16 protein-coding genes and 4 tRNA genes are annotated in these 20,365 nt (G+C 51.9%); 4 read left to right on the top strand and 16 right to left on the bottom strand.

Features of this window, described 5'->3' with window-relative positions:
- Positions 1-155: 155 nt before the first annotated feature.
- From D2E26_RS05370 to D2E26_RS05380, 3 genes are all read right to left on the bottom strand, one after another.
- Complete coding sequence (locus tag D2E26_RS05370) at positions 156-1,751, bottom strand: amino acid permease (protein ID WP_125963665.1); 1,596 nt, start codon at positions 1,749-1,751, stop codon at positions 156-158.
- Between the two features lie 51 nt (positions 1,752-1,802).
- On the bottom strand, positions 1,803-3,704 hold the full coding sequence (tdc, locus tag D2E26_RS05375) for a tyrosine decarboxylase (RefSeq protein ID WP_125963666.1): 1,902 nt from the start codon (positions 3,702-3,704) through the stop codon (positions 1,803-1,805).
- A gap of 575 nt (positions 3,705-4,279) precedes the next feature.
- Positions 4,280-4,366, bottom strand: a tRNA-Ser gene (locus D2E26_RS05380).
- A gap of 153 nt (positions 4,367-4,519) precedes the next feature.
- Here D2E26_RS05380 and dinB point away from each other — a divergent pair.
- Positions 4,520-5,848, top strand: a complete 1,329-nt coding sequence (gene dinB / locus D2E26_RS05385; RefSeq protein WP_125963668.1) for a DNA polymerase IV — start codon at positions 4,520-4,522, stop codon at positions 5,846-5,848.
- Between the two features lie 90 nt (positions 5,849-5,938).
- Here the strand turns inward: dinB and dapC are convergent, their stop codons facing one another.
- From dapC to D2E26_RS05440, 11 genes are all read right to left on the bottom strand, one after another.
- Positions 5,939-7,132, bottom strand: coding sequence for a succinyldiaminopimelate transaminase (dapC, locus tag D2E26_RS05390; RefSeq protein WP_125963670.1), 1,194 nt, complete (start codon positions 7,130-7,132; stop codon positions 5,939-5,941).
- A gap of 19 nt (positions 7,133-7,151) precedes the next feature.
- Positions 7,152-7,475: a ferredoxin gene (gene fdxA / locus D2E26_RS05395; protein ID WP_125963672.1), complete on the bottom strand. Its 324-nt coding sequence runs from the start codon at positions 7,473-7,475 to the stop codon at positions 7,152-7,154.
- Positions 7,476-7,646: 171 nt separating this feature from the next.
- Entirely contained in the window at positions 7,647-9,263 is a 1,617-nt protein-coding gene (locus tag D2E26_RS05400) for an APC family permease (protein WP_125963674.1), read from the bottom strand.
- 208 nt (positions 9,264-9,471) lie between these two features.
- Complete coding sequence (locus D2E26_RS05405; protein WP_125963675.1) at positions 9,472-10,734, bottom strand: FAD-binding protein; 1,263 nt, start codon at positions 10,732-10,734, stop codon at positions 9,472-9,474.
- 97 nt (positions 10,735-10,831) lie between these two features.
- Entirely contained in the window at positions 10,832-11,002 is a 171-nt protein-coding gene (gene rpmG / locus D2E26_RS05410) for a 50S ribosomal protein L33 (RefSeq protein WP_125963677.1), read from the bottom strand.
- Between the two features lie 53 nt (positions 11,003-11,055).
- Positions 11,056-11,129 (bottom strand) — tRNA-Met (locus tag D2E26_RS05415).
- Between the two features lie 4 nt (positions 11,130-11,133).
- Positions 11,134-11,205, bottom strand: a tRNA-Thr gene (locus D2E26_RS05420).
- 1 nt (position 11,206) lies between these two features.
- Positions 11,207-11,288: transfer RNA gene (locus D2E26_RS05425), tRNA-Tyr, on the bottom strand.
- A gap of 165 nt (positions 11,289-11,453) precedes the next feature.
- A complete protein-coding gene (gene groES / locus D2E26_RS05430; RefSeq protein WP_125963678.1) occupies positions 11,454-11,747 on the bottom strand; it encodes a co-chaperone GroES in 294 nt (97 codons plus the stop codon).
- Between the two features lie 267 nt (positions 11,748-12,014).
- A complete protein-coding gene (locus D2E26_RS05435) occupies positions 12,015-13,379 on the bottom strand; it encodes a hypothetical protein (RefSeq protein WP_125963680.1) in 1,365 nt (454 codons plus the stop codon).
- Between the two features lie 252 nt (positions 13,380-13,631).
- Positions 13,632-14,258, bottom strand: coding sequence for a GNAT family N-acetyltransferase (locus tag D2E26_RS05440; RefSeq protein ID WP_125963681.1), 627 nt, complete (start codon positions 14,256-14,258; stop codon positions 13,632-13,634).
- 99 nt (positions 14,259-14,357) lie between these two features.
- On the opposite strand from D2E26_RS05440, the gene D2E26_RS05445 reads away from it, so the two are divergent.
- From D2E26_RS05445 to D2E26_RS05455, 3 genes are all read left to right on the top strand, one after another.
- Positions 14,358-14,945, top strand: coding sequence for a 5-formyltetrahydrofolate cyclo-ligase (locus D2E26_RS05445; protein WP_125963683.1), 588 nt, complete (start codon positions 14,358-14,360; stop codon positions 14,943-14,945).
- Positions 14,946-15,159: 214 nt separating this feature from the next.
- On the top strand, positions 15,160-15,345 hold the full coding sequence (locus D2E26_RS05450; RefSeq protein WP_125963685.1) for an FmdB family zinc ribbon protein: 186 nt from the start codon (positions 15,160-15,162) through the stop codon (positions 15,343-15,345).
- A 341-nt stretch (positions 15,346-15,686) separates the two neighbouring features.
- Entirely contained in the window at positions 15,687-16,328 is a 642-nt protein-coding gene (locus D2E26_RS05455) for a flagella basal body P-ring formation protein FlgA (RefSeq protein WP_164515880.1), read from the top strand.
- 114 nt (positions 16,329-16,442) lie between these two features.
- Here the strand turns inward: D2E26_RS05455 and D2E26_RS05460 are convergent, their stop codons facing one another.
- Positions 16,443-16,661, bottom strand: a complete 219-nt coding sequence (locus tag D2E26_RS05460) for a hypothetical protein (RefSeq protein ID WP_125963925.1) — start codon at positions 16,659-16,661, stop codon at positions 16,443-16,445.
- Positions 16,662-16,735: 74 nt separating this feature from the next.
- Entirely contained in the window at positions 16,736-20,362 is a 3,627-nt protein-coding gene (locus D2E26_RS05465) for a helicase (RefSeq protein ID WP_125963688.1), read from the bottom strand.
- Positions 20,363-20,365 lie beyond the last annotated feature (3 nt).

The raw sequence follows: 20,365 nt of genomic DNA on the forward strand, positions 1-20,365 counted from the left end.
CATGAAGCTTGTATTGCAATGCGAAGTGTATGCAGAAATGCAAATAAAAATGCTGCGAAAAATAGACGAAAAAGCGGAAGTAAATAAAAAGGAGCGACCTCCGGGGGAAGAGAGGTCGCTCCAAGTGTCAAGAGAGATAGTGAATTGAGATCAACTCAGGCTGCGGTATGCATGTTCTTGTGCATGTCAATAACTTTCTGATCCTTAGCGTCAGCCTTAGCCTTCTCTACTGGATCAGGGTTCTTTGCATGCTCGCCAGCGGTGACGCCATCAATCGTGCCATCTTCAGCAAGGTTGACACCCTGCTGCAGCAGTGCATGGCGGACATCCGTCTCCCATGCTGGCTTCTTGTGGGCGAAGATGAACAGAGGAATGACGAACAGCACAATGCTGACGATCGTAACCACAATGTTGTTTGCAACCGAGCTCGTGGCATAAACCAAACCGTTGACGAGCACAATAACTGCCAGCAGCACAATGGCGATGAAGTAGCACAGACCGTTGCCCGTCTTACCAATGCGGAATGGACGTGCGAGCGTTGGCTGAGTCTTACGAAGGCGCATAATGCCAATTGCCATCAGCACATACACAATGCAGTACAGCACACTCGTTGCGTTGACGAGCATCAGGAAGGCTGTGTTCACTGCTGGAATCAGAAGGTAGACCAGAGCGAATACCGAGATGATCACAGCCTGGACGATGAGCACGCGGGTCGACAGACCGAACTTGTTCGTCTTCCAGAACTTCCAACCGGATGGGTATTCACCACGACGTGCCGATGCGGTAATCGTCTGCGATGGGCCGGAAACCCAACCAGAAAGCTGCACAACGACACCCAAGAACACGAGAATTGCGAATGCGTTAACGAACCAGTGAGGAAGGCCGAGCACGTCAACGTAAATGGCAACAGCCTGGGTGATGTTGTTGAGCTGCATTTGGCCCTTTGGCACAACAGCTGCAACAAGGAATGCATTTGCGACGTTGAATACGAACATCAGCAACAGCGAGATGAACACACCAATTGGGTACTGCTTGTCTGGCTTCTGCAGACGCTCAACGTACACGGAGCTCATCTCAATACCAGTGAAGATGAAGATAATCGTCGAGAACATCGTCAGCGACGACCAATCCACTCCATCAGGCACAAGCTTGGCACCGCTGAACGTGCCCAGGGTGCTGCCAGCGGAGAAGCCGCCGGTCTTAATAACGGCTGCCAAACCCAAAATGAACATAGCAACAATTGGAATGTACAGACCAAGCCAAATGCCGATCTTGCCGCCAATCTTTGCCATATCAAAGCGCATGTTGAGCAGTGTTACGGCCCAGTACACCACAAGGATGCACACGAGCGTGAACACGTTGTTCATGCCAAGCGCCACATTGCCAATTGCATAGCCAACCAGTGGTGCAAGCACCGAAGCAACCATGACCATGCCTGGGAACATCTGCACCCAGAGCAGCCACGATGTTACGAAGCCCCAACGAGGAGAAAGCGACTTCGTATCCCACAGCTCTGGACCGCCAGCGCCAGGGAAGGTTGTTGTGAATTCGCCTGCAATCAGCGAAATTGGGAATCCGAACAGCAGCGTGGCAACGAGCATGTAGAAGAACATCGTCCAGCCCGTGGATGCCACATCTGGAATGTTACGAATAGACACGCACAGTGCGCAGGTCATACCTACGAATGCCAGCGTGGAAACCTTAGCGATTCCCGGAGCTGCACCGCTTGTTGATTTGGGTTTGTCAGCCATCATCTCACCTTAAAAATATGTTGCGTCAGTCGTTACGTAGCAGCTTTGAAATCAGGCTGCAGTCGTTACGCTGCTGTCGGTCTTGCCGTACTGTGCAGCGTTTTCGGAGCGCATCATTTCGGTGAGCTTCGATTCAAATGCCTTACGTGTGGCTTCTGCGTAGTAATCGAACATCTTGTCGCTCGTCAGGTATGGCGTCATAATTGCTGCGCGCAGCAACGTGACCGAGCCGTTCTTCTTCCACTCGGACTCATCCATGCCCATCGACTTGACGAATGGCAGTGGGCTGTCGCCGTAACCTTCGTGATCGAACGTCGTGTGCGAGGTGATAACTGGCTCTTCGTAGACTTCGCCATCGAGGTACGAAGTCTTGTTGAACAGCTCCTCGTTCAGTGCGTTGGTCTTGGCCAGATCGTTGCAGCCCTTGACCTTGAACGTCCAATCAACCATGTTGAAATCAGGGTTGTCGAGCACGTAGGTCTCAATTTCGGTGCCGTCGATGTTGAACTTCAGCGACGACAGGAACTTGCGGAAGCGCTGTGCTGCTTCAATCGAAGCGCCAACCAGGCGACCATAACCGCTGATGTTCAGCGGAACAACGCGATGAGCTGCCCACACAGCTGCTGCGTTTGCGCCAGCCTTCGAACCACCGATAATGAAGGCACCCAGCATATCTGGCAGCTGCTCGCTCTTCTCGAACACGTATGGAGCGAAGTACGAGATGATGTTGCGCATAGCCTTCTTGCGGATTGCAATGCCGCCTGCGGAATAAGGCACATAGCCCATCTTGTGAGGATCCAGCGTGACCGAATCAGCTTCGCTGATGGCCATGTAGCCGTTGTAAACATCGCGGCTAATCGTTACTGGAGTGTGGAACACGTCGTGTTCCTTGAGCTTGGCGTCCAGCTCTTCGTATGGAATAACCGATTCATCGGTGTCGAGGAACATTGCACGGCCATAAGCACCATAAGCAGCGTCAACGTGCAGATAGAAGTAGACGCCCTGTTCCATGTACTTCTTGCGCAGCTCAATAATCTGATCGACGTGGTCAACTGCGCCTTCCTCAGTCGTACCGACCACAGCAACAACGCCGAGGATTGGCGTGTGCTCAGCAGCGAGCTTAGCGATTGTTTCATCGAGTGCATGAATATCCATGCGGTAGCTCTCATCAACTGGAATCTGCACCATGTTATCGAGGCCAACGCCGATGATATCGAGGGCCTTCTCCCAGCTGTAGTGCTTGGTCTGTGGGACGATCCACTTACCGAGCTTCTGAATGTTCTTACCGCTACGGGAGCTTGCTGCCTTCACTGCATCAAGCTGCTCATCGGTAAGCTTCGAGCAGATATCAAGGATTTCGTCCACGCTCATGTTGAGCAGTGCCCATTCATCCTTGCCTTCAACAACCTCTGGAACAACTTCCTTCAAAGCCAGTGGAATGGACTTGAAGCAACGTGCGTACCAAATGCCTTCCAGGTTAGCCATGGATCCATCGTGCGTGATGTGACCCCAGCCTTCTGGCATGCTCAGCAGGTTGCAGAAGTCTTGCGAAACTTCAGCTTCCATTTGCGAGGTTGCCATGGAGGATTCAAGAGCAACGTTGTTCGAATTCCACAGCATGGCATACATATAAGCAAGCATTGCTGGTGCAAGCGTCTCGGAGTTCATCTGGCCCCAATAACGTCCTGCGCTCATCCACGGAATCGAGCCGCGGCGCATACGAGTGTTGAGCTCATCAAGCACTTCATGAATATGCTCACGCGTTGCAATATAGCGAGGCGATTCCTTGTCTTCGTCGCTAATTGCTGGCATATCTTCTGGCTGATAGTTCTCGCGCCATCCCATATGGGACTCAACGAGCTTCATGAGCTGCTGCTCAAAGTCCTGCGCATTCTCGGCCTTATCGCCAATGAATAGCGCATGCAAATCTACATCTTGGACGTCTTTTGCCATGATGTCTCCCACCTTTGTATATCGGCGGCGGCTGGGAGGTCGTCACCATTCAGTTATCAGTGCACGGGGGGTGTTTACGTGGCGATCCTCACCGCCCTCGCACATTGCGATTACAGTAAAAACGCTACGCCGAAAATTGGCTCAAAAGACGCTGTTTCAAATGCTGGCGAACCTAAAAATATTCGTAGATTATTCACATGATTTTTTGAGGTTACGCACTATCCATACGCAGAACTGAGCTTGTTCTGACCATTAACAGTGTTAATTTATTCTCAATTTGCTGAAATATGATTTTATTCATTAATTTTTCATAAGCTTCTCAGAAAAATGCGTACACTGCGCCGAGCAAATGAACCCTATGCAGTGTAAGTACAAAGTGTTTGCATAACGATTCCATAGCAAATACAGAGTGCTCGCGAAACCATTGCATAGTAAAAAGCAGTATGACAGCAAAATAACCACAGAGTAATTGCAGAGTGAGCGCACATCAATCGCTGCACACGGGAATATCAAAACCAAAAACTCGGTATATAACAAAAATGGCTTCCGAGCTCAAAACTCGGAAGCCTTTCCAGCGGAGTCAGAGGGATTCGAACCCTCGAGCCGCATACACGGCTAACACCTTAGCAGGGTGCCCCTATCGGCCACTCAGGCATGACTCCGGCGTTGCTACAAGCAACAGCATGTAAGCATAGCACCATTTCGTGACCATGCCAACCGCGGAATGTTTTATTACGATATAAAAGACAGAAGAACGTCCAGAACAACAGACAGAACAACGTTCATTTGCATGATTATTTGCTAAGGAGGCGGCCATGAGTACAGCACCACGCATTGCCGCCGCAAAGCGTGACTGGGGCCATGACGAAACCGGTTGCACGATCCTACATATTGATATGGATGCATTCTTTGCAAGCCTTGAAATTGCAAGGAATCCCGAGCTACGTGGCAAGCCCGTCATCATTGGTACTGGTCCACGCGCTGTTGTGTCCGCAGCCAGCTATGAAGCACGTCGATATGGCGTCAATTCAGCTATGCCCGCAGCGACAGCACAGCGATTATGCCCGAACGGCGTGTTCCTGCCCGTAGATATCAAGTATTACCGTGCCGTCTCGCATCAGATTTTTCACAACATTCTGAGCCAGATCACGGATCGTATTGAACAAGTCTCGGTTGATGAATGCTATATGGACGTTTCCGGTGCTCTGCTGCAATGGGGCAGCCCAACAGCTATTGCGCGTCATGTGCGCGCTGAAGTTGCCAAACGTTTCGGTATTACGTGTTCAGTTGGCATAGCAGCAAACAAGCTCGTTGCCAAAATGGCTTCAACAAACGCTAAGCCAGACGGTATGCTGCTGATTCCTGCGGCTCGTTCTGCAGAATTTGTGCAGCTTATGCCGCTGCGAGGCATTCCAGGTATTGGACCATCGCTTGAGAAACGACTCAACGCTTGGGGTATTAATTCCGTTGCTGAGCTCGCCACCTATAGTCCAGCACAACTCGAGCAAGCCACTGGTTCAGCCGCCGCAGCTAAGCATCTTTGGCAGGCCTCACACGGCATTGATACGCGAGTTGTTACCACCGAACGCGAAGAGAAATCGATTGGCGCTGAACGCACATTCAACACTGATACAACCGATACTGCGACCGTACACGCTCTGTTACGCCGCTGCTGCGAGGAAGTGGCCGCTACGCTACGTCGTAAGCGCTTATTCACGCGCACGCTCACCGTTAAGCTGCGCTTTAGTGACTTAAGTTATATGACACGTTCGCGCACGATGCAGCGCCCGACCGACGCTTCTTCTGATTTGTATCCGCTTGCCACGCAGTTACTGACTGAAATGCTTGGTATGGAAACAACCAGCGACGCTGTGCCGCTCCCCCGCGCCATTCGTTTGGCCGGTATTTCTACAGGATCGCTCAGTGCTCGCGAGCGCACGGCTATTCAACCGACGCTTGATGATTTGTTTGATGAGCCTACTTCCGCTCAACAGTCTCATTCGACGCCGCGCTCACCATCAGCAGGTTCGCCGTCGTCCGATGCCAATACTGCCAAGCAGAAGGAACGCTTGCGCACGCTCGAATCAACGCTTGATGAGGTGCGCAAGAAGTTCGGTAATAACAGTGCTCAACTCGGATTATGAGTGCCTGATGGTGACGTCATTCACCATCTCCTGCACGTCACAGTGCTGCCACGCTTCGCGGTTGTGCTGTGCTGCATGGTGCTGACGCACTTAATGGCTTTGCCGCGCTTCACGGTTCTGCCGCGCTGCTCCTTTGAGTCGTTCGGCCGCTTGATCAATCTGTTCATCGCTCGCCGTGGCTGAGAATCGTAGATATCGTGCGTCGCCGTAGAACTCGCCTGGGCTTGGCAGAATGCCGAGTTTGGCCAGTTCAGCCATGTCGCTCCAGCAGTCTACCGTTTTTGCTGGAACCCACACGTACAGCGCTCCCTGCGGCATGCTGGCTTCATAGCCGTACTGCTGCAGCGCTTCCGTCAGTATTTCGAGTCGCCTACGGTAGCGCTCGTATTGCACGCGCACAGCCGTTACGTCCTCGAGCCCTGCAGCCATGGCCGCCTGCACCGGTCCCGGAATAATCTGTCCGATTTGTTTGCGGTACTGCGTCATGGTTTTAATGATTTCTGCATCACCAGCAATAACCGCTGTACGGTAGCCAGCCATATTCGACTGCTTACTGAGCGAATACAGTACAAGTACATTCTGTGCGCTGTTCTTGCAGATTGCGGGATTCAATGCGCATGGTGAGGCTACGGGAGCGTCTCCCATAGTCATTGCATGCTGATTCTCTACATTCCAGTCCATGAGTGCATAGCATTCGTCGGACAAAACAACGGCGCCAATAGAACGAGCTGCTTCAATAATGACGGTTAATTGTTCGGCACTTAACACTTCGCCAGTTGGATTATTTGGCGAATTTACCCAAATTGCTTTCACTCCAGGTACATGTCTCCACGTATCTACATCTGCTACGTGGTCAACTTTGAGTACTTGGGCACCAGCTAATTGTGTGCCAATTTCATACGTTGGATACGAGACTCGTGGCTGTACAACAACGTCGCCCTCCCCTAGGAAGAGCAAAGAAGCCATGAGTGCTACTGCTTCTTTTGATCCGACTGTTGGAACGATGTCGGCATCAATTGCTTGAAGATCAGGAACACCTCGGCACTGTTTGAACCATTGTGCGAGCGCAGTTCTGAGCGCTGCGGTTCCTACAGTGGCCGGGTATCCATGTGCATTCGTATCGGCTGATGCTTCTGCTAATGCATCTTGTACTGATTGCGGCACTGGATCTACAGGAGATCCAACAGATAAATCAATCATGCCGCCAGGCACTGCTTGTGCAGTGCCTTTGTACGTTGCGATACGAGACCAGTCGTATGGCGAATGGAAGCGATGAAATCCCATGCGGCTGTCGTTATATTAATCAGGCGTTCACATCTGCTGGCAGTGCAGCGACCTGTGCTGGATCGTGATCAAATGGGCCTGCAGCCTGAGCGCCGCCCTTATCACCGACTTCTGCAAAGAACTGCTCTGCAGCATCCTTGTACCATGCCCACTCATCTGGCAGATCATCTTCGTAGAAGATTGCTTCGACTGGGCAGACAGGCTCGCAAGCACCGCAGTCCACGCACTCGTTTGGATTGATGTACAGCGAGCGCACACCCTCGTAAATGCAATCCACTGGGCATTCATCTACACATGCTTTATCTTTCACATCAACGCAAGGCTGCGCGATCACATATGCCATGGGGTCCTCCTCTAAGTTCCCACGCTTTTCGGCGCGTTGTTGTCCATCCTAAAACGCTGCATGGATTGCATTCAACCTGTGCACACATACTGTGCACAGGTTGAATATGCTTGCTCACCTACAGTTCGCTAGGACGAACACAAGTAATAACAACTGTTCTTCAGCTCATATTTAATGCACTAATTGCGGTTGAACATCGGATTGTTCAACAGTTGCATGGTCAACTGACGGCTGTTCCGAGGGTTGATCAGTGAGACGCTGTTGAGCTGAGTGGGGCTGGGTGAGCTTGTCTTTAATATCAAGCTCAACATCTGGCAACAGCTCATGGTTGCCAAGCCTTGAATGACGATAGCCGTAAATTGCGTAAATCGCCAGACCACAAGCCAACCAAATAATGAATCGAATCCACGTCAGTACACTCAGATTGAGCATGAGCCAGATATTGGCCAGTGCTACAAGGATTGGAACTACTGGGTTTCCTGGAATCTTGAAGGCACGTGGCAGATCAGGACGCTTCCTACGCATCACTGGAATAGCCAGTGCTACAAGTGCGAATGCTGACAGCGTTCCAATATTGACCATGTCTGAGAGCACGTCAATATCGAAGCATGCGGCAACCAGAGCCACAACTACGCCAGCAATAATCTGCAGACGTGCTGGAGTGCCGTGCTTACCCGTCTTTGACAGACTGCGTGGCAGCAGGCCGTCACGGCTCATAGCAAAGACCACACGAGTCAGGCCGAGCAGCAGCACCATAATGACCGTTGCCAAGCCAAGCACAATGCCGAAGCTAATGATTTTTGCAGCCCAGTCAGCACCAACGAGTTCGAATGCAGTTGCTAGTGATGGGTTTTCTACTGCTGCAAGCTGCTTGTACGAAACCATGCCCGTAGTAACGATAGCGACGAGAATGTAGAGCACAATAACGAGGCCAATGCCGACCATAATACCGATTGGCACATTACGCTTTGGATTCTTCGTCTCTTCTGACGTGGTAGCCACAACATCGAAACCAATGAAGGCAAAGAACACGAGGGCCGCACCCGAGAGAATACCAGTAATACCATAGGCCGATGGTGCCATACCAGTTGCCCACTGCCAGAGCGGTTGCATCATGCCATTGGCCATAGAGCCTTCGGTCATTGGCTGCGATGGTGGAATAAATGGCGTGAAGTTTTCTGCCTTGACATAGAAGAAGCCAGCAATAACAACGAACAGCACAACGCCAATTTTGAGCAGTGTCATAGCACCATCAACACGTGCACCAATTTGTGTACCGACAACGAGCAGTGCGGTGAAGAATGCAACAATAATAATTGGTGCAATATCCATATGGAATGAGCCAATGGTGACATTCGTACTTATATCAAGGCCCATTAAGTGCAGGAAGTCATTCAGATATACGCCCCAGTATTTGGAAATCACTGAGCCTGCCATCAGCATTTCAAGGATTAAGTCCCAACCAATAATCCATGCCAGAATCTCGCCCAATGTGGCATAGGTGAATGTATACGCTGATCCTGCTACCGGCAGCATTGATGCGAATTCGGCATAGCACAACACTGCAGCACCGCATACAAGGCCGGCAATAATAAAGCTCAGAATTACGGCTGGTCCTGCATGAAATGCGGCAGCCTGGGCACCAACCGAGAAAATACCGGCGCCAACAGCCACAGCAACACCCATAACTGCAAGATCCCACCAGCCGAGCGTGCGCTTGAGCTTGTGTCCTTCTTCTTCGGTTTCAGCGAGAGTTTGTTCTACAGATTTAGTTCGAAATATTTGCATAGCGATTCTTCAAGATGATGACAGCATTCTAGAGTCAAATGCACGCGAACATTACCACTGACCCTTTTGGGGTACGCTCGGGTGAATCTGATTGTACGCGTTGTAATCCAGTTATAAGCCTAGAGAAGAAAAGGCCTCAAATATGCTCGAATGCTGAACATTACGGGCAATTTGAGACCTTAATCGTTTATGCAAAAATAAACAAAAATTAGTCGAGTGTGCAACCCACGAACACTGGCTCAGGAACGAGCGTGATACCGAACTGCTCACGCACGCCGTCGCGAACGGTACGGGCGAGCGTAATCAGATCGTCACTCGTAGCGGCACCACGGTTCGTCAACGCAAGCGTGTGACGGGTCGACAGTGATGCACGAGCGTCATCGGATACTGCGTAACCCTTGTGGAAACCAGCGTGATCGATAAGCCATGCAGCCGAGGTCTTGACACCTTCGCTACCGTCTGACAGTTCGCCGCGGAACTGAGGAGCATCAGCAGGCAAACGCTTCGACTCTTCAGGCGTCACAATTGGGTTCGTGAAGAAGCTACCACAGCTGTGGCGGTCCAACAGCAGGCTCTGGCCCACTGCCGTAGCTTCTGCATCAGCCATAACCTCATCGGCGCTCAGCAACTCTTGCATCTGGCGCTGCTGCATTTGCACAGCGAGCTCCACATTAGCTGGCTTCTTCGTAGCTTCCATAGCTGGATCGCGGTAACGCATAGCATCTTCGAGCATGCACTTCATACCGCGCACCTTGAGCACTGCCGAACGAATAGCAGCAATTGGCATACGAGAGCCCTGCTCCACGTTCAGTGCGCGCGCCAGCTGTGCATGACCAACCGTGCCATCCGTGCTGTGTTTGAGTGCGAACGTTACTGAAAGCACCACGTAACGAGGCGATGGATGGAATGGCGCTGCAGGCTGGCCAGGACCAGCAAACATCGAGCGCTTGAGCAATGAGTCACGGTAGCCGAATTGCAAATCATCGTGCTTGAGCTCGTAGCTCTGCTTCGTCTGTCGATCCCAGACTTCAACCGATGTCACGCTCGTGGCCACTTCCTGGCCGTATGCGCCAATGTTTTGCACCACGCTGGCACCAACCGTGCCGGGAATGCCAGAAAGGCCCTCAAGACCCTCAAGATTGAGTTCTACAGTTTGTGCCACAAAGTCATCGAAGTTGCAGCCTGCTTCAGCTTGCACGTGCACGGTACGATCATGTTCGTCACGCACAGGGGCTGCTTCATCAAGCACTGAAATCAGGCGGCGTGCATCGCGCACCACCATGCCATTAAATTCAGCACTGGAAGCGAGAATATTCGATCCGCCGCCCACAATGCACAGTGGGATGTGCTTCGAATCGGCTTCTTCAACGCATTCAATAACATCCACGCGAGTCATTGGCTCACGGAAATCAGCGATATACCCACCCACGCCCATTGTGGTGATCTGGGCAAATGAAATATTTGCAGTCATGGCTCTCCAGAATAAACAAAAAACCCGACCAAATGGCCGGGCTATTAAGTTTGGAATTAATTACTTGCTGTAGCAGTAATTGTATTTCCTCGAAGAATCAACGCGTCTCGCGGTGCAGCGTGTGCTTCTTGCAACGGGAGCAGAACTTCTTGAGCTCAAGACGATCCGGCGTGTTACGACGGTTCTTGGTCGTGATGTAGTTACGTTCCTTGCACTCGGTGCATGCCAGCGTGATGCCTGGACGAACGTCGGCGCTCTTGCTTGCCATCTAGTTCACCTCTTGTGTAATGGTTGTTCTCCAAGTGTTTTTCTTGGACTTTGTAGCGAGAAAGAGACTCGAACTCTTGACCTTACGATTATGAGTCGTACGCTCTAGCCAGCTGAGCTATCCCGCCAGAGAGCCTCGAGTGAGAATTGGACTCACGACCTCTTCCTTACCAAGGAAGTGCTCTACCACTGAGCTATCGAGGCGTGCCGGATAGTGGATTCGAACCACTGAAGCACTAGGCGACTGATTTACAGTCAGTTCCCTTTGACCGCTTGGGAAATCCGGCAGTGTGCACTCGGAGGGGTTAACCTCTCGTCAAGCAACTTGGCTATTATGCTACGAACCCATCGATAAAATCAAGTTCGGCGTGTCGTAAGCGCTTAAGTACTGGAAAATAGCCGTTTCTACGCAAAAAGCCGACCCGTAGGTCGGCTTAATAGCAAGCATTTGCTCAGTGCAGGATTGCGAGCACGTCGCGAGCAGCCACGATCAGGTAGTCCTCGCCCTCGTAGTGCACCTCAGTGCCACCGTACTTCGAGAACAGAATGCGGTCGCCTTCCTTCACGTCAACAGGAATGCGCTCACCCTTGTCATCACGACGGCCAGGGCCAACAGCCAGCACGATGCCCTGCTGTGGCTTTTCCTTAGCGTTGTCTGGGATGAACAGACCCGAAGACGTCTGCGTCTCAGCTTCAGCCTGCTTAACGATGATCTTATCTTCCAATGGTGTAAGTGGAATCGACACCTTGGCCTCCTACGTATTAGAAGTGAACAGTTGCCGCGCGAGGACGCCACTGGACAAGCGGCTGACGAACACTTCGCCCGCGTCGACCCGTGCGCTGGGCACTATCCTAGCGCGGAACTTAGCACTCTGCCAATTCGAGTGCTAACGCCAACAGAGAAACGGCCAGATTCGCGCGGTTATGACTGCTTTCGGGGTTTAGCAGTAGTGAACAGAGCAATAAAAAATGACACCCACCAAACTGGCAGGTGTCATCTTAAGTGTTGTTTTTCAGCCGAGACGGCGAGCGAGCACGCTATCGAGGTCGGAACCCAGCGAATCTGTGGACTCGTCTGGAGCCTCAACGTCGCGGTGCGTTTCCGAACTGTGGAAAGCACGGGAGTCGTTGACCTTTGCGTGACGGTCAGCAGCCGAACGTGGACGACGCACAGGAGCCAGCGGCTGAACCTGCGTTGTTGGGTCGCGCTCCAAATCAACCTGGATGGCGATGTGGTCCAGAGCCTGCAGCTCGTCATTTTCATCCGCAGCTGGCGTCTGAACCGGCTGAGCAGGCTGGGTTGGCTTAGCCGGCTGAGCTGGGGTTGACACCGACTCAGCATCAATAACCTGAACTGGAGCCTGCTGAACAGGAGCCTGCTCTTGCTGAGTCTTTGGCAGTGGCTTAGCCTGTGCCACCTGACGCGTCGACTTGATCTCGAGGCTCTCCACCACTGGCTCTGCAGCAGTTTCAGTGGATGGCTCAGAAGCGTCAAGCGAGAACGAAATCAGCTCTGGTTCTGGACGCTGCGCAGCGGCCTTCACCATATCGGTTGCAGGCATGTGGTTTGCAACGTAGTTAGCATGTGCAGCTTCAGCAACTGGATCAGCCTGAGCCGTGTGCTGCTCTTGTTCAGCACGCAATGCTTCTTGCTCATGTGCCTGAGCCTCTGCAGATGCCTCACGTGCAGCGACTTCGTGCGCCTGCTGCAGTCGCGAGTGATGCAGTGCGCTACGGATCTGACGCTGATCAAGCACGTCCGTTGGCTCTTCTTGAGCTTCAGATTGTGCACTACCCTCAGCTTCTTGCAGCTGACGCGCACGCTGCCGTGCAATACGAGCATCATGACGCTGCTGCAGTTGAGCGGCCGCCTGAATAACAGCCTCGTTACGCTCTTTCTGACGATGTTCCCACTCACGAGCCTGCTTCGAAGCGCGAGCACCAAGCCCCAACACTACAACGAGCAAACCAGCAGGAATTAACGTATACAGCCAGCTAAACGCAAAAACGACGGAAAGTAGGAAGACGAGCACGGTAAGAACCGACAGCGTAGCAACAATGTAACGGCGCCTACGAATGGCAGCCTTTCGTGCAGCTCGAACACGTGCAATATATTCGCGTTCTTGGGCTCTATCTCTACCCGGTGCTGCCTGTGTGTTTGGCATTATCGCCCCTTTCGACACAGGTGTGTGCTCATCAGAAAATGTAGTACCACTATGAGCATCAACAAGATGCAATGAAGACGAATATTTATCTTCACGATGCTTGATAACCTGCTTCATGCCCTTCTCAGTGCGGCGAGGAAGCCAAATCATCATGACGATACCAACAATCACGAGCACGATGATCGCGCTGAGTGATTGTGATTCGTAGTCCATAGCTCTTAAGAATAGAGGATAATCTGACAAGATGTGGAGCCCCTAGCCAAGAGCCTTTACAATTCTTGCCCATAGCACAACAAAGTGCTTGATTTACCCGTTTCTCACTATATATTCTGAGAGGTTTTTCAGCTATTCTTCAGTTAATTTATCGGGCTAACTTACATAAGGTGACTTGCCGAGTTGTCTTGCTGAGTTACCCTGCTGAGTCAGCTCAGGTAACTGCGCAACTGGCTAACTTGCTGCACCGCCCTACTCTGCTGATTCAAGCAAACGCTTCGTAAATCCTTGCGTCGTGTCCTCAGCAAGCAGTGCATAGGACTCGTGATCTTCCCAAACACCATTGATATACATATAGGCGCGGCGAATGCCCTCATAGCGCGCACCAACTTTTTCAACAACGCGGCGCGAACGATGATTCGTTGGCAAAATATCAATTTCTATACGGTGCAAATGCGGGCCGCCAGTCGAATACATGGCCCAATCACACACCATGGCAACAGCCAGTGGTGCAAATCCGCGGCCAATATAGGATTCGTCAACCCAGTAGCCAACAATGCCCGAGCGCAGCGCACCATAAGAAATCGAACCTAGCGAAATTTGGCCAACAATTCGTCCGTAATATGTAATTGCAAAAACAACAGCCGTGCCCTCTTGTTCGGCTCGACGCTGGCGTTCAATCCACTGGCCAAACGTCAAGTTCGCACCATGTTCTGGATCGCTCGACTCCCATGGGCTCAGCCATTCGTCATTATTCATGCGTACCTGCATCCACTCGCCCTCGTCATGGGCCTCAAGTGGGCGCAGCGAAAGTGCCGCAGCGCCCTCTGGCGCGTGCAGCTCAGCTGGTACATGCAGTGCGTACAGCTGTTCCGGCATAGTTCGGTGAAATAGTGTGTGCAAGAATCCCACGTCCCACATTCTGCCATAATTTCGCTGGTTTTCATTATTTTTCTTGAGAATTATTATTTTTCATATATGACTACAGATGACTCAAAGAATGTTCATAAGGCCAAAGTTGCTCTGAGGCACGCAGCATTAGAGCGCAGAAATAGCACTACACGTGAGCAGCAGCATGAAGCAGGACTGCAATTACGCGATGTTTTTGCGCAGTCGTCGCTGTTTACCAACCTCATGCAACGATCTGAACCTGCTTGTATTGCAGCGTTTGAATCGTTCGGCACAGAAATTGATACTGAGCCGTTGTTGACGTTATTGGCTCAGCATGATGTACGGGTACTGGTGCCAGAACTTGGCGAAAGTGGTCGCCAGCTTTCATGGCGTTGGCGCGGTCAACTCAATGCAGCGCTTGATCCTGAGATTTTAGAGCAAGCAGATCTGGTACTCGTACCAGGTTTACGGTTTGATCGTGATGGCTGGCGCTTGGGCCGTGGCATTGCTTGGTATGACCGTGCACTGAGCTATCGCCGTTCAACAACTGCTGCTATTGGCGTTTGCTGGCCTTGGGAATTTAATTCGACCAATGCTGATGTGCCACATGAGGCCCATGACGTACCTATGCAGGCCGTTATGACGCCCGATGGCTTCACGATGATTCAGCAATGAACTGGTAGTACCTAATAAGAACTGGCGTTACCGCATAAACAAGTTTTTCAAAACTGTAATCCAAACAGTCAAGTTGGTAAGAGCTGAATAAGCTCGGCTTCTGTCAAGCCGCTGCTTAGGATTGAACGTTAGATGTCTGCTGCCCAAAGAATGGCATCTGGGCGTATACCAAGCAGATATATGAAGCAATGCGCATTGTGTTCCAGGAGGATGGATGCCTACTTATCATTACCGCTGCAAGAACTGCGGCTATGACTTCACTCAGTATCAGTCTTTTGATGATGCACCTATTACGAAGTGCCCTAAGTGCGGCGAAGAGACCGTAAGGAAGGTGTTCTCTGCTGTTCCAATTACGTTCAAGGGCTCGGGCTTCTATCGCACCGATAGCGGCAAGCACTGAACAAACTGAACAACGGGGTTATACACACAGTTGTGCATAGGCTTGTGTACAAGCATTTCCAACGTTTTCCACATGTGGAGAACATCCCCGAACGTTATGCACAATGTGAAGCCCTCACCGAGCTGTTTTCCACATTCATTCCATCAGCTCGACGATATCTGTTCTGCAGGCTCATCATGGTTGTCATGATGAGCCTGTTTCATATTCCGCGTGCTATTCCTACGCCACAAACGCGGCGACGTTGGCGTTTACTTCAGCAATGCTGCGCATGCATGTGCATTGCACTTCTTGTGCTGTGTATAAGTTCATGGACGAGTTATACACAGCACACACAATCGCTGGTGTTGAGTACTCATGCAATTGCACGCGGATCCGTTATTCGTGCACAAGATATTATGGCTAGCACTATTGCTCAGCCACAGAATGCACAGGAACAAGCACTCTGGCGAACGGCACTCTCCCACCCTGAACAGGCTGTTGGCGCTATAGCCCAAATCGATATTGCAGCTAACGCGCCACTCTTTACTGCAATGGTGAACACTGCACCAGTTGCGACTGCCGGTCAAACAGTTATTGCGCTCGATCTCGCTAGTGCATCAACTGCCTTACCAGTTGGCACTACTGTTGCTCTCGCAACAGCACTACCGTGCGAAGCTCTGCAGCAACAACTTGATACACAACAACCTGTGAAACAGCATATGAAACAGTCGACGAACCAATCCATGCACCCATCGAGGCTGAAATCTGTTTTCCTATCTGTGTCTACACAACCTGTGTCTGAACAATCTATGTCTACACGGGCTGCGGCTACACGGGCTGTGTCTACACAAGTCGATCAATCATGTGTGCTTACCAAGCATGCTACTGTTATGGGCTCTTCTGAGGACAAGCAAACGCTGCTCGCTCTCGATGCTGATGAAGCGTTGCAGGTTCTTCGTGTACAAACACTGGCACCCATTGTGGCTATGCAGCATGCTCTGTAGCAATAATCGGCAGCGCACAATACAAAAAAGATGCCGAAAGTACATGTCAACGCGGAAATAGCAAAAAATAAGGCACCAAGCAGTATGCTCAGTGCCTTATCTCGTACCGTAGTATCAGTGTCCGCGTTCGCTGAAAACTGCCCAGTGTGGTGGCAGCTCGCCTAGAATTCGGCGATCATCATCAGCTTCACGTTGACGCTTCGTCATAATGTCCGATGGTTCAAGCTTGACGCCATCGGCATCAAACAGCTCAGTACCCTGACGAACTACACGACGGTGCTTACGTGAGGTGCGACGTGTTGGATCGTATGGACGAACCACATGGACGCCCATTTTTGATGCGCCATTCGTCGACTCAGTTTCAGCCGACTCGTCGTTCACCTGTTCAGCATTCATTGGCTTATCGCTCACTTTGCTGGCTCCTGATACAGATCACCAAGACGTGCCACAATGCGATCAACTTCCTTCTCAGGGTTGACGAATGCGCCTACGCTCCACACGGTCATAACCGACCAGCCAAGGCCTTCGAGGTCTTGCAGCAGAATACGGTTACGTTCACGTGTCGATTCGATGTTCATAAACTGAGCATCATCAGTCAGCAATGCCAATGCGAATGGCTGATCCTGTGCACCCACAACCATTGGAATGCGCATGCCGCCTTCGTAGCCATAGTTCAGAGCCACATTCAGGCCGCGTGCACGGACGCGCTCAGCCAGATCGTTGAACAGCACATTATCGCTGTGATCCTCAATTGCTGGACGAACCACTTCGTCATCCTTAAGCTGTTCAGCCCAACCCAGCAGCTTCTTCAGCATCAAAGCGCCTGGCTGATGAATACGTTCATCTTCCATGTCGCTGGTACCGAAGGCGCTGACGATGTCAATGTTGTGATCAGCCAGAGCCAAGGTGTCGAGCAGCATGCCCTTACCGCCTTCGCTTTCAATATCGCCGAACTGCTGCAGCAGTCGACCATGCGAAGTCTTGGCATAGCTCATGCTCAAAATAACGTCGGTTGCCGAAGCGCCAGCCACATCCATAATGTCGACGATGCGAACGTGGCGCAGGAAGCGACCCATGTTTTCATCGCGAGCAGCCAGCATCTTGAGCTCTGCACCCAGACGCGTACGGAACGTGGTGGTCAGCGTAACCACAGTCAGAATGTAGCCCGTTGGAATAATCGTGAACGTCTTAGCACGCTCAGTGATCAGGCGAATAATCTCATCGATTTCAACCTGACTCGACTCCACAAGGCCAGTTTCGATTACTGGGACGCCAGCACCATCCACGCGGTGGTAACGCACCGTACCCTGTACGCTCTTGCGCACAGCATCGCGGTTCACTGAGCCGTAGCCTTCAGCCTCAAGGAACTCGTTGACACGTGGATCACGACGCGTTGGTCGCGATGGCACACGAACGCTTGGCATCGCATTAACCAGCAGGTTAATAGCCTCAGACGTAATCGTCTGACGGTGTGCAAGCACAACAGCCTGACGTGCACGAGCCAGAATGCCAAGCAGCAGTACTGATGGCAGGTGGGCTGCAGCGTCGAGAATAACAACATCTGCAATTGGAGCTGGATTCGTTACTGCGGCCAGCGTTGCAGGCGTTGCCATAATAACTGGCTTTGCAGCTGCAAGAATCTGTGCATGATCGTGGTGAATACGACCAATTGGCACATTCGTAGCGCTAGCCAAAGCCGTGTGCAGCATATTGGCTTCCTGCGTACGAGCAAACAGCAGATCGCGCAGACGACGCATCGATTCCTGCATCACCATTGGGCCAACAGAACGCACATGCTCCGTATCAACCTGAACAAAGCGCTCAGAAGCAGTCTGCAGCACCGAACCATCCTGGTTCGAAATAATGGCCGACGAGTGCACAATGTCATCGAATACGGTCATCCACCAAGCCAAGCGCAGCTCATCGCCAACAGCATTGACTTCAACGTGCCTATTACGCAGATCGTTCACCAGATCAGACAGACCAGCCTGGTGCAGCTCACGCTCGAGCATGCTGCGCTCTGGCAGCGTATCAAGAGCGATCTTGTCGTCATACAGTGCCTTCAGGCGCTCTTCAACCACATTGAAATCAGTCGAGCCTAAATCACCACCCTGTGGCGTGGTCGACAGCATCATGTCAAGAGCCGTAATGTTCTGGTCGAGTTCTGCCTGCGTTGCCATAATCTCATCCAAGTGAGAAGGCAATACTGGCCAACCACCGTGAGGCACAAACATGCGCCACTGAGCAGCCTGACGATCCACAACAAGCAAAGCTTCATGCAAGTTTTCAACCTGTGCACCAGGGCGCAGCAGGCTCTTTGCTTCCTTAATGTGACGACGACGCTCCCAGTAACCCATTGCCGCACCGTCGGCCTTACGCTCGGCTTTCGGCTTCGTAGCTTCGATCATCGCATCAATGTCGCGTTCAAAAATCTCAGCTTGGAAAACATCGAGAACGCGACGCAAGTTCTTGAGCACCGTAACCTGACGAGCCCACTCCATAGCCGTGTTCGGCACAGGGAAACCGCACTTACGCACGACGGCGGCCACCTGCTCGCGAGTTGCAGGCAGTAACTTGAGCAGCAAATCAGAAACGCGCTGGTAAGCACCGATTGCCTCAGCCTCGTTGAACACAGAAGCCGAATACCAAGGAGTGTCCTGAGCGATGAGTGTGTACTCACCCAACTCACCAGCACGGGCAAGCTTCTGAGCCCAACCCGGCAGATCCTTGCCGATGTTCAACGCAACTTGCTTCGTCAGACGGACGTGCGTTGCAGGATGCGTTGGCAACTCAGCAATATTGGCGAGGTTCTGGATCGTCTGGTAAGCGGAAACGCCCCACGTCTCATTCTTGCCGTGGAGGTCGCCCAGATAACGGGTCAGACGAGCGCGAACACCAACGAGTTCATCAGCGAGCTGCTCAAAGCGAGAAGCAGCAACGCCCTGCTGCAGACCCACAGCCTGAATGAGCTGGTGATCGATCGATTCGTTCGTCTTCGAATCGGCCACGTCAAGCACAGCACCATCGAGCTCGTTAGCGCGCATAGCATGTTTGAAACGACGCTTCTGCTCAGTTACACCTGGCACATACAGCACAGTCTTGCCAGCCATAATGCAGCGCGAAGCAATAGCAGCTGCCTGATCAGCCGTATCGGCAACCAGCGTGCCATCAACGAACAGCGAATGACCAGCTGCAACCATATTGGCCGCATAACGCACCGTGTTATCCACGTCGCCGACTTCGAACTCAGCGTGTGGATCTCCATCGAATGGGCTGTGTGCTGGCATCTTCTGGTGCTGCAGCTCAGCCTTAGCCTCGCTGTCACCTGCAAGCACATCAAGCATCGTGTTGCCCGTAGGACCCTTAGCCAGTTCGTCAATAATGAGCTGGCTTTCTACAAGCACCTGCGTTGCTGGATCGAGGAAGCAGCCAACAATAATCTGGCGTTCAATCGAGAAATCAGCAAATACCTTACGTGCGGCATTCGTAATTGCAGCGAATACCGAAGCCGTCTCAGGCGTACCGCTTTCGTAATTCTTGCCGTCGAACAGTGCACTTTCATCCAAGTTGACGCCGTGCTCACGCATCAGTGACACGAACGAAGCGTTCAGGCGCACGCGACCCGTAAACGAAATCGTCGTGTGATTCTCAACTGGCTGACCGTCCTGCACAATCTCCACTGGATACAGCAGCACAGGCATTTGGTTACCCTTCCAGGAACCAACGCCCACAATCAGCGAAAGCTCAGCAATACCACTTGTGTTCTTCTTAGCAGTCTGCTCCTCGAGCACGCGCTCCACACGACGTGCAGCAGCGCGCAGCATGCCGCCATCGCGGAATAACGAGTGCAGAGGTGCACTACCCTTGGCAAACAGCTGAGAAATACCCGATGGATGAGCATGGGTTAAATCCAGTTTTGCACCAAGTTGGCTGATATCTTCAAGTGGTGAAGGCGCAAGACCTGTTTTATATTCATTACGCCAAGATGTAAGGCGTTCGAGGGACTGAGTCCTGCTTGCGCGCTCGTCTGTCATCTA

Source organism: Bifidobacterium dolichotidis (assembly GCF_003951975.1).
GTDB classification, from domain to species: domain Bacteria; phylum Actinomycetota; class Actinomycetes; order Actinomycetales; family Bifidobacteriaceae; genus Bifidobacterium; species Bifidobacterium dolichotidis.

Excerpts from the sequence above, each read along its gene's own strand:
- D2E26_RS05400 (WP_125963674.1), bottom strand. The coding sequence starts at position 9,263 with ATGCAAATATTTCGAACTAAATCTGTAGAACAAACTCTCGCTGAAACC.
- D2E26_RS05445 (WP_125963683.1), top strand. The coding sequence starts at position 14,358 with ATGACTACAGATGACTCAAAGAATGTTCATAAGGCCAAAGTTGCTCTG.
- D2E26_RS05440 (WP_125963681.1), bottom strand. The coding sequence starts at position 14,258 with ATGCCGGAACAGCTGTACGCACTGCATGTACCAGCTGAGCTGCACGCG.
- D2E26_RS05405 (WP_125963675.1), bottom strand. The coding sequence starts at position 10,734 with ATGACTGCAAATATTTCATTTGCCCAGATCACCACAATGGGCGTGGGT.
- dapC (WP_125963670.1), bottom strand. The coding sequence starts at position 7,132 with ATGGGATTTCATCGCTTCCATTCGCCATACGACTGGTCTCGTATCGCA.
- D2E26_RS05460 (WP_125963925.1), bottom strand. The coding sequence starts at position 16,661 with ATGGGCGTCCATGTGGTTCGTCCATACGATCCAACACGTCGCACCTCA.
- D2E26_RS05450 (WP_125963685.1), top strand. The coding sequence starts at position 15,160 with ATGCCTACTTATCATTACCGCTGCAAGAACTGCGGCTATGACTTCACT.
- fdxA (WP_125963672.1), bottom strand. The coding sequence starts at position 7,475 with ATGGCATATGTGATCGCGCAGCCTTGCGTTGATGTGAAAGATAAAGCA.
- tdc (WP_125963666.1), bottom strand. The coding sequence starts at position 3,704 with ATGGCAAAAGACGTCCAAGATGTAGATTTGCATGCGCTATTCATTGGC.
- D2E26_RS05435 (WP_125963680.1), bottom strand. The coding sequence starts at position 13,379 with ATGGACTACGAATCACAATCACTCAGCGCGATCATCGTGCTCGTGATT.
- D2E26_RS05465 (WP_125963688.1), bottom strand. The coding sequence starts at position 20,362 with ATGACAGACGAGCGCGCAAGCAGGACTCAGTCCCTCGAACGCCTTACA.
- rpmG (WP_125963677.1), bottom strand. The coding sequence starts at position 11,002 with ATGGCAAGCAAGAGCGCCGACGTTCGTCCAGGCATCACGCTGGCATGC.
- dinB (WP_125963668.1), top strand. The coding sequence starts at position 4,520 with ATGAGTACAGCACCACGCATTGCCGCCGCAAAGCGTGACTGGGGCCAT.
- D2E26_RS05370 (WP_125963665.1), bottom strand. The coding sequence starts at position 1,751 with ATGGCTGACAAACCCAAATCAACAAGCGGTGCAGCTCCGGGAATCGCT.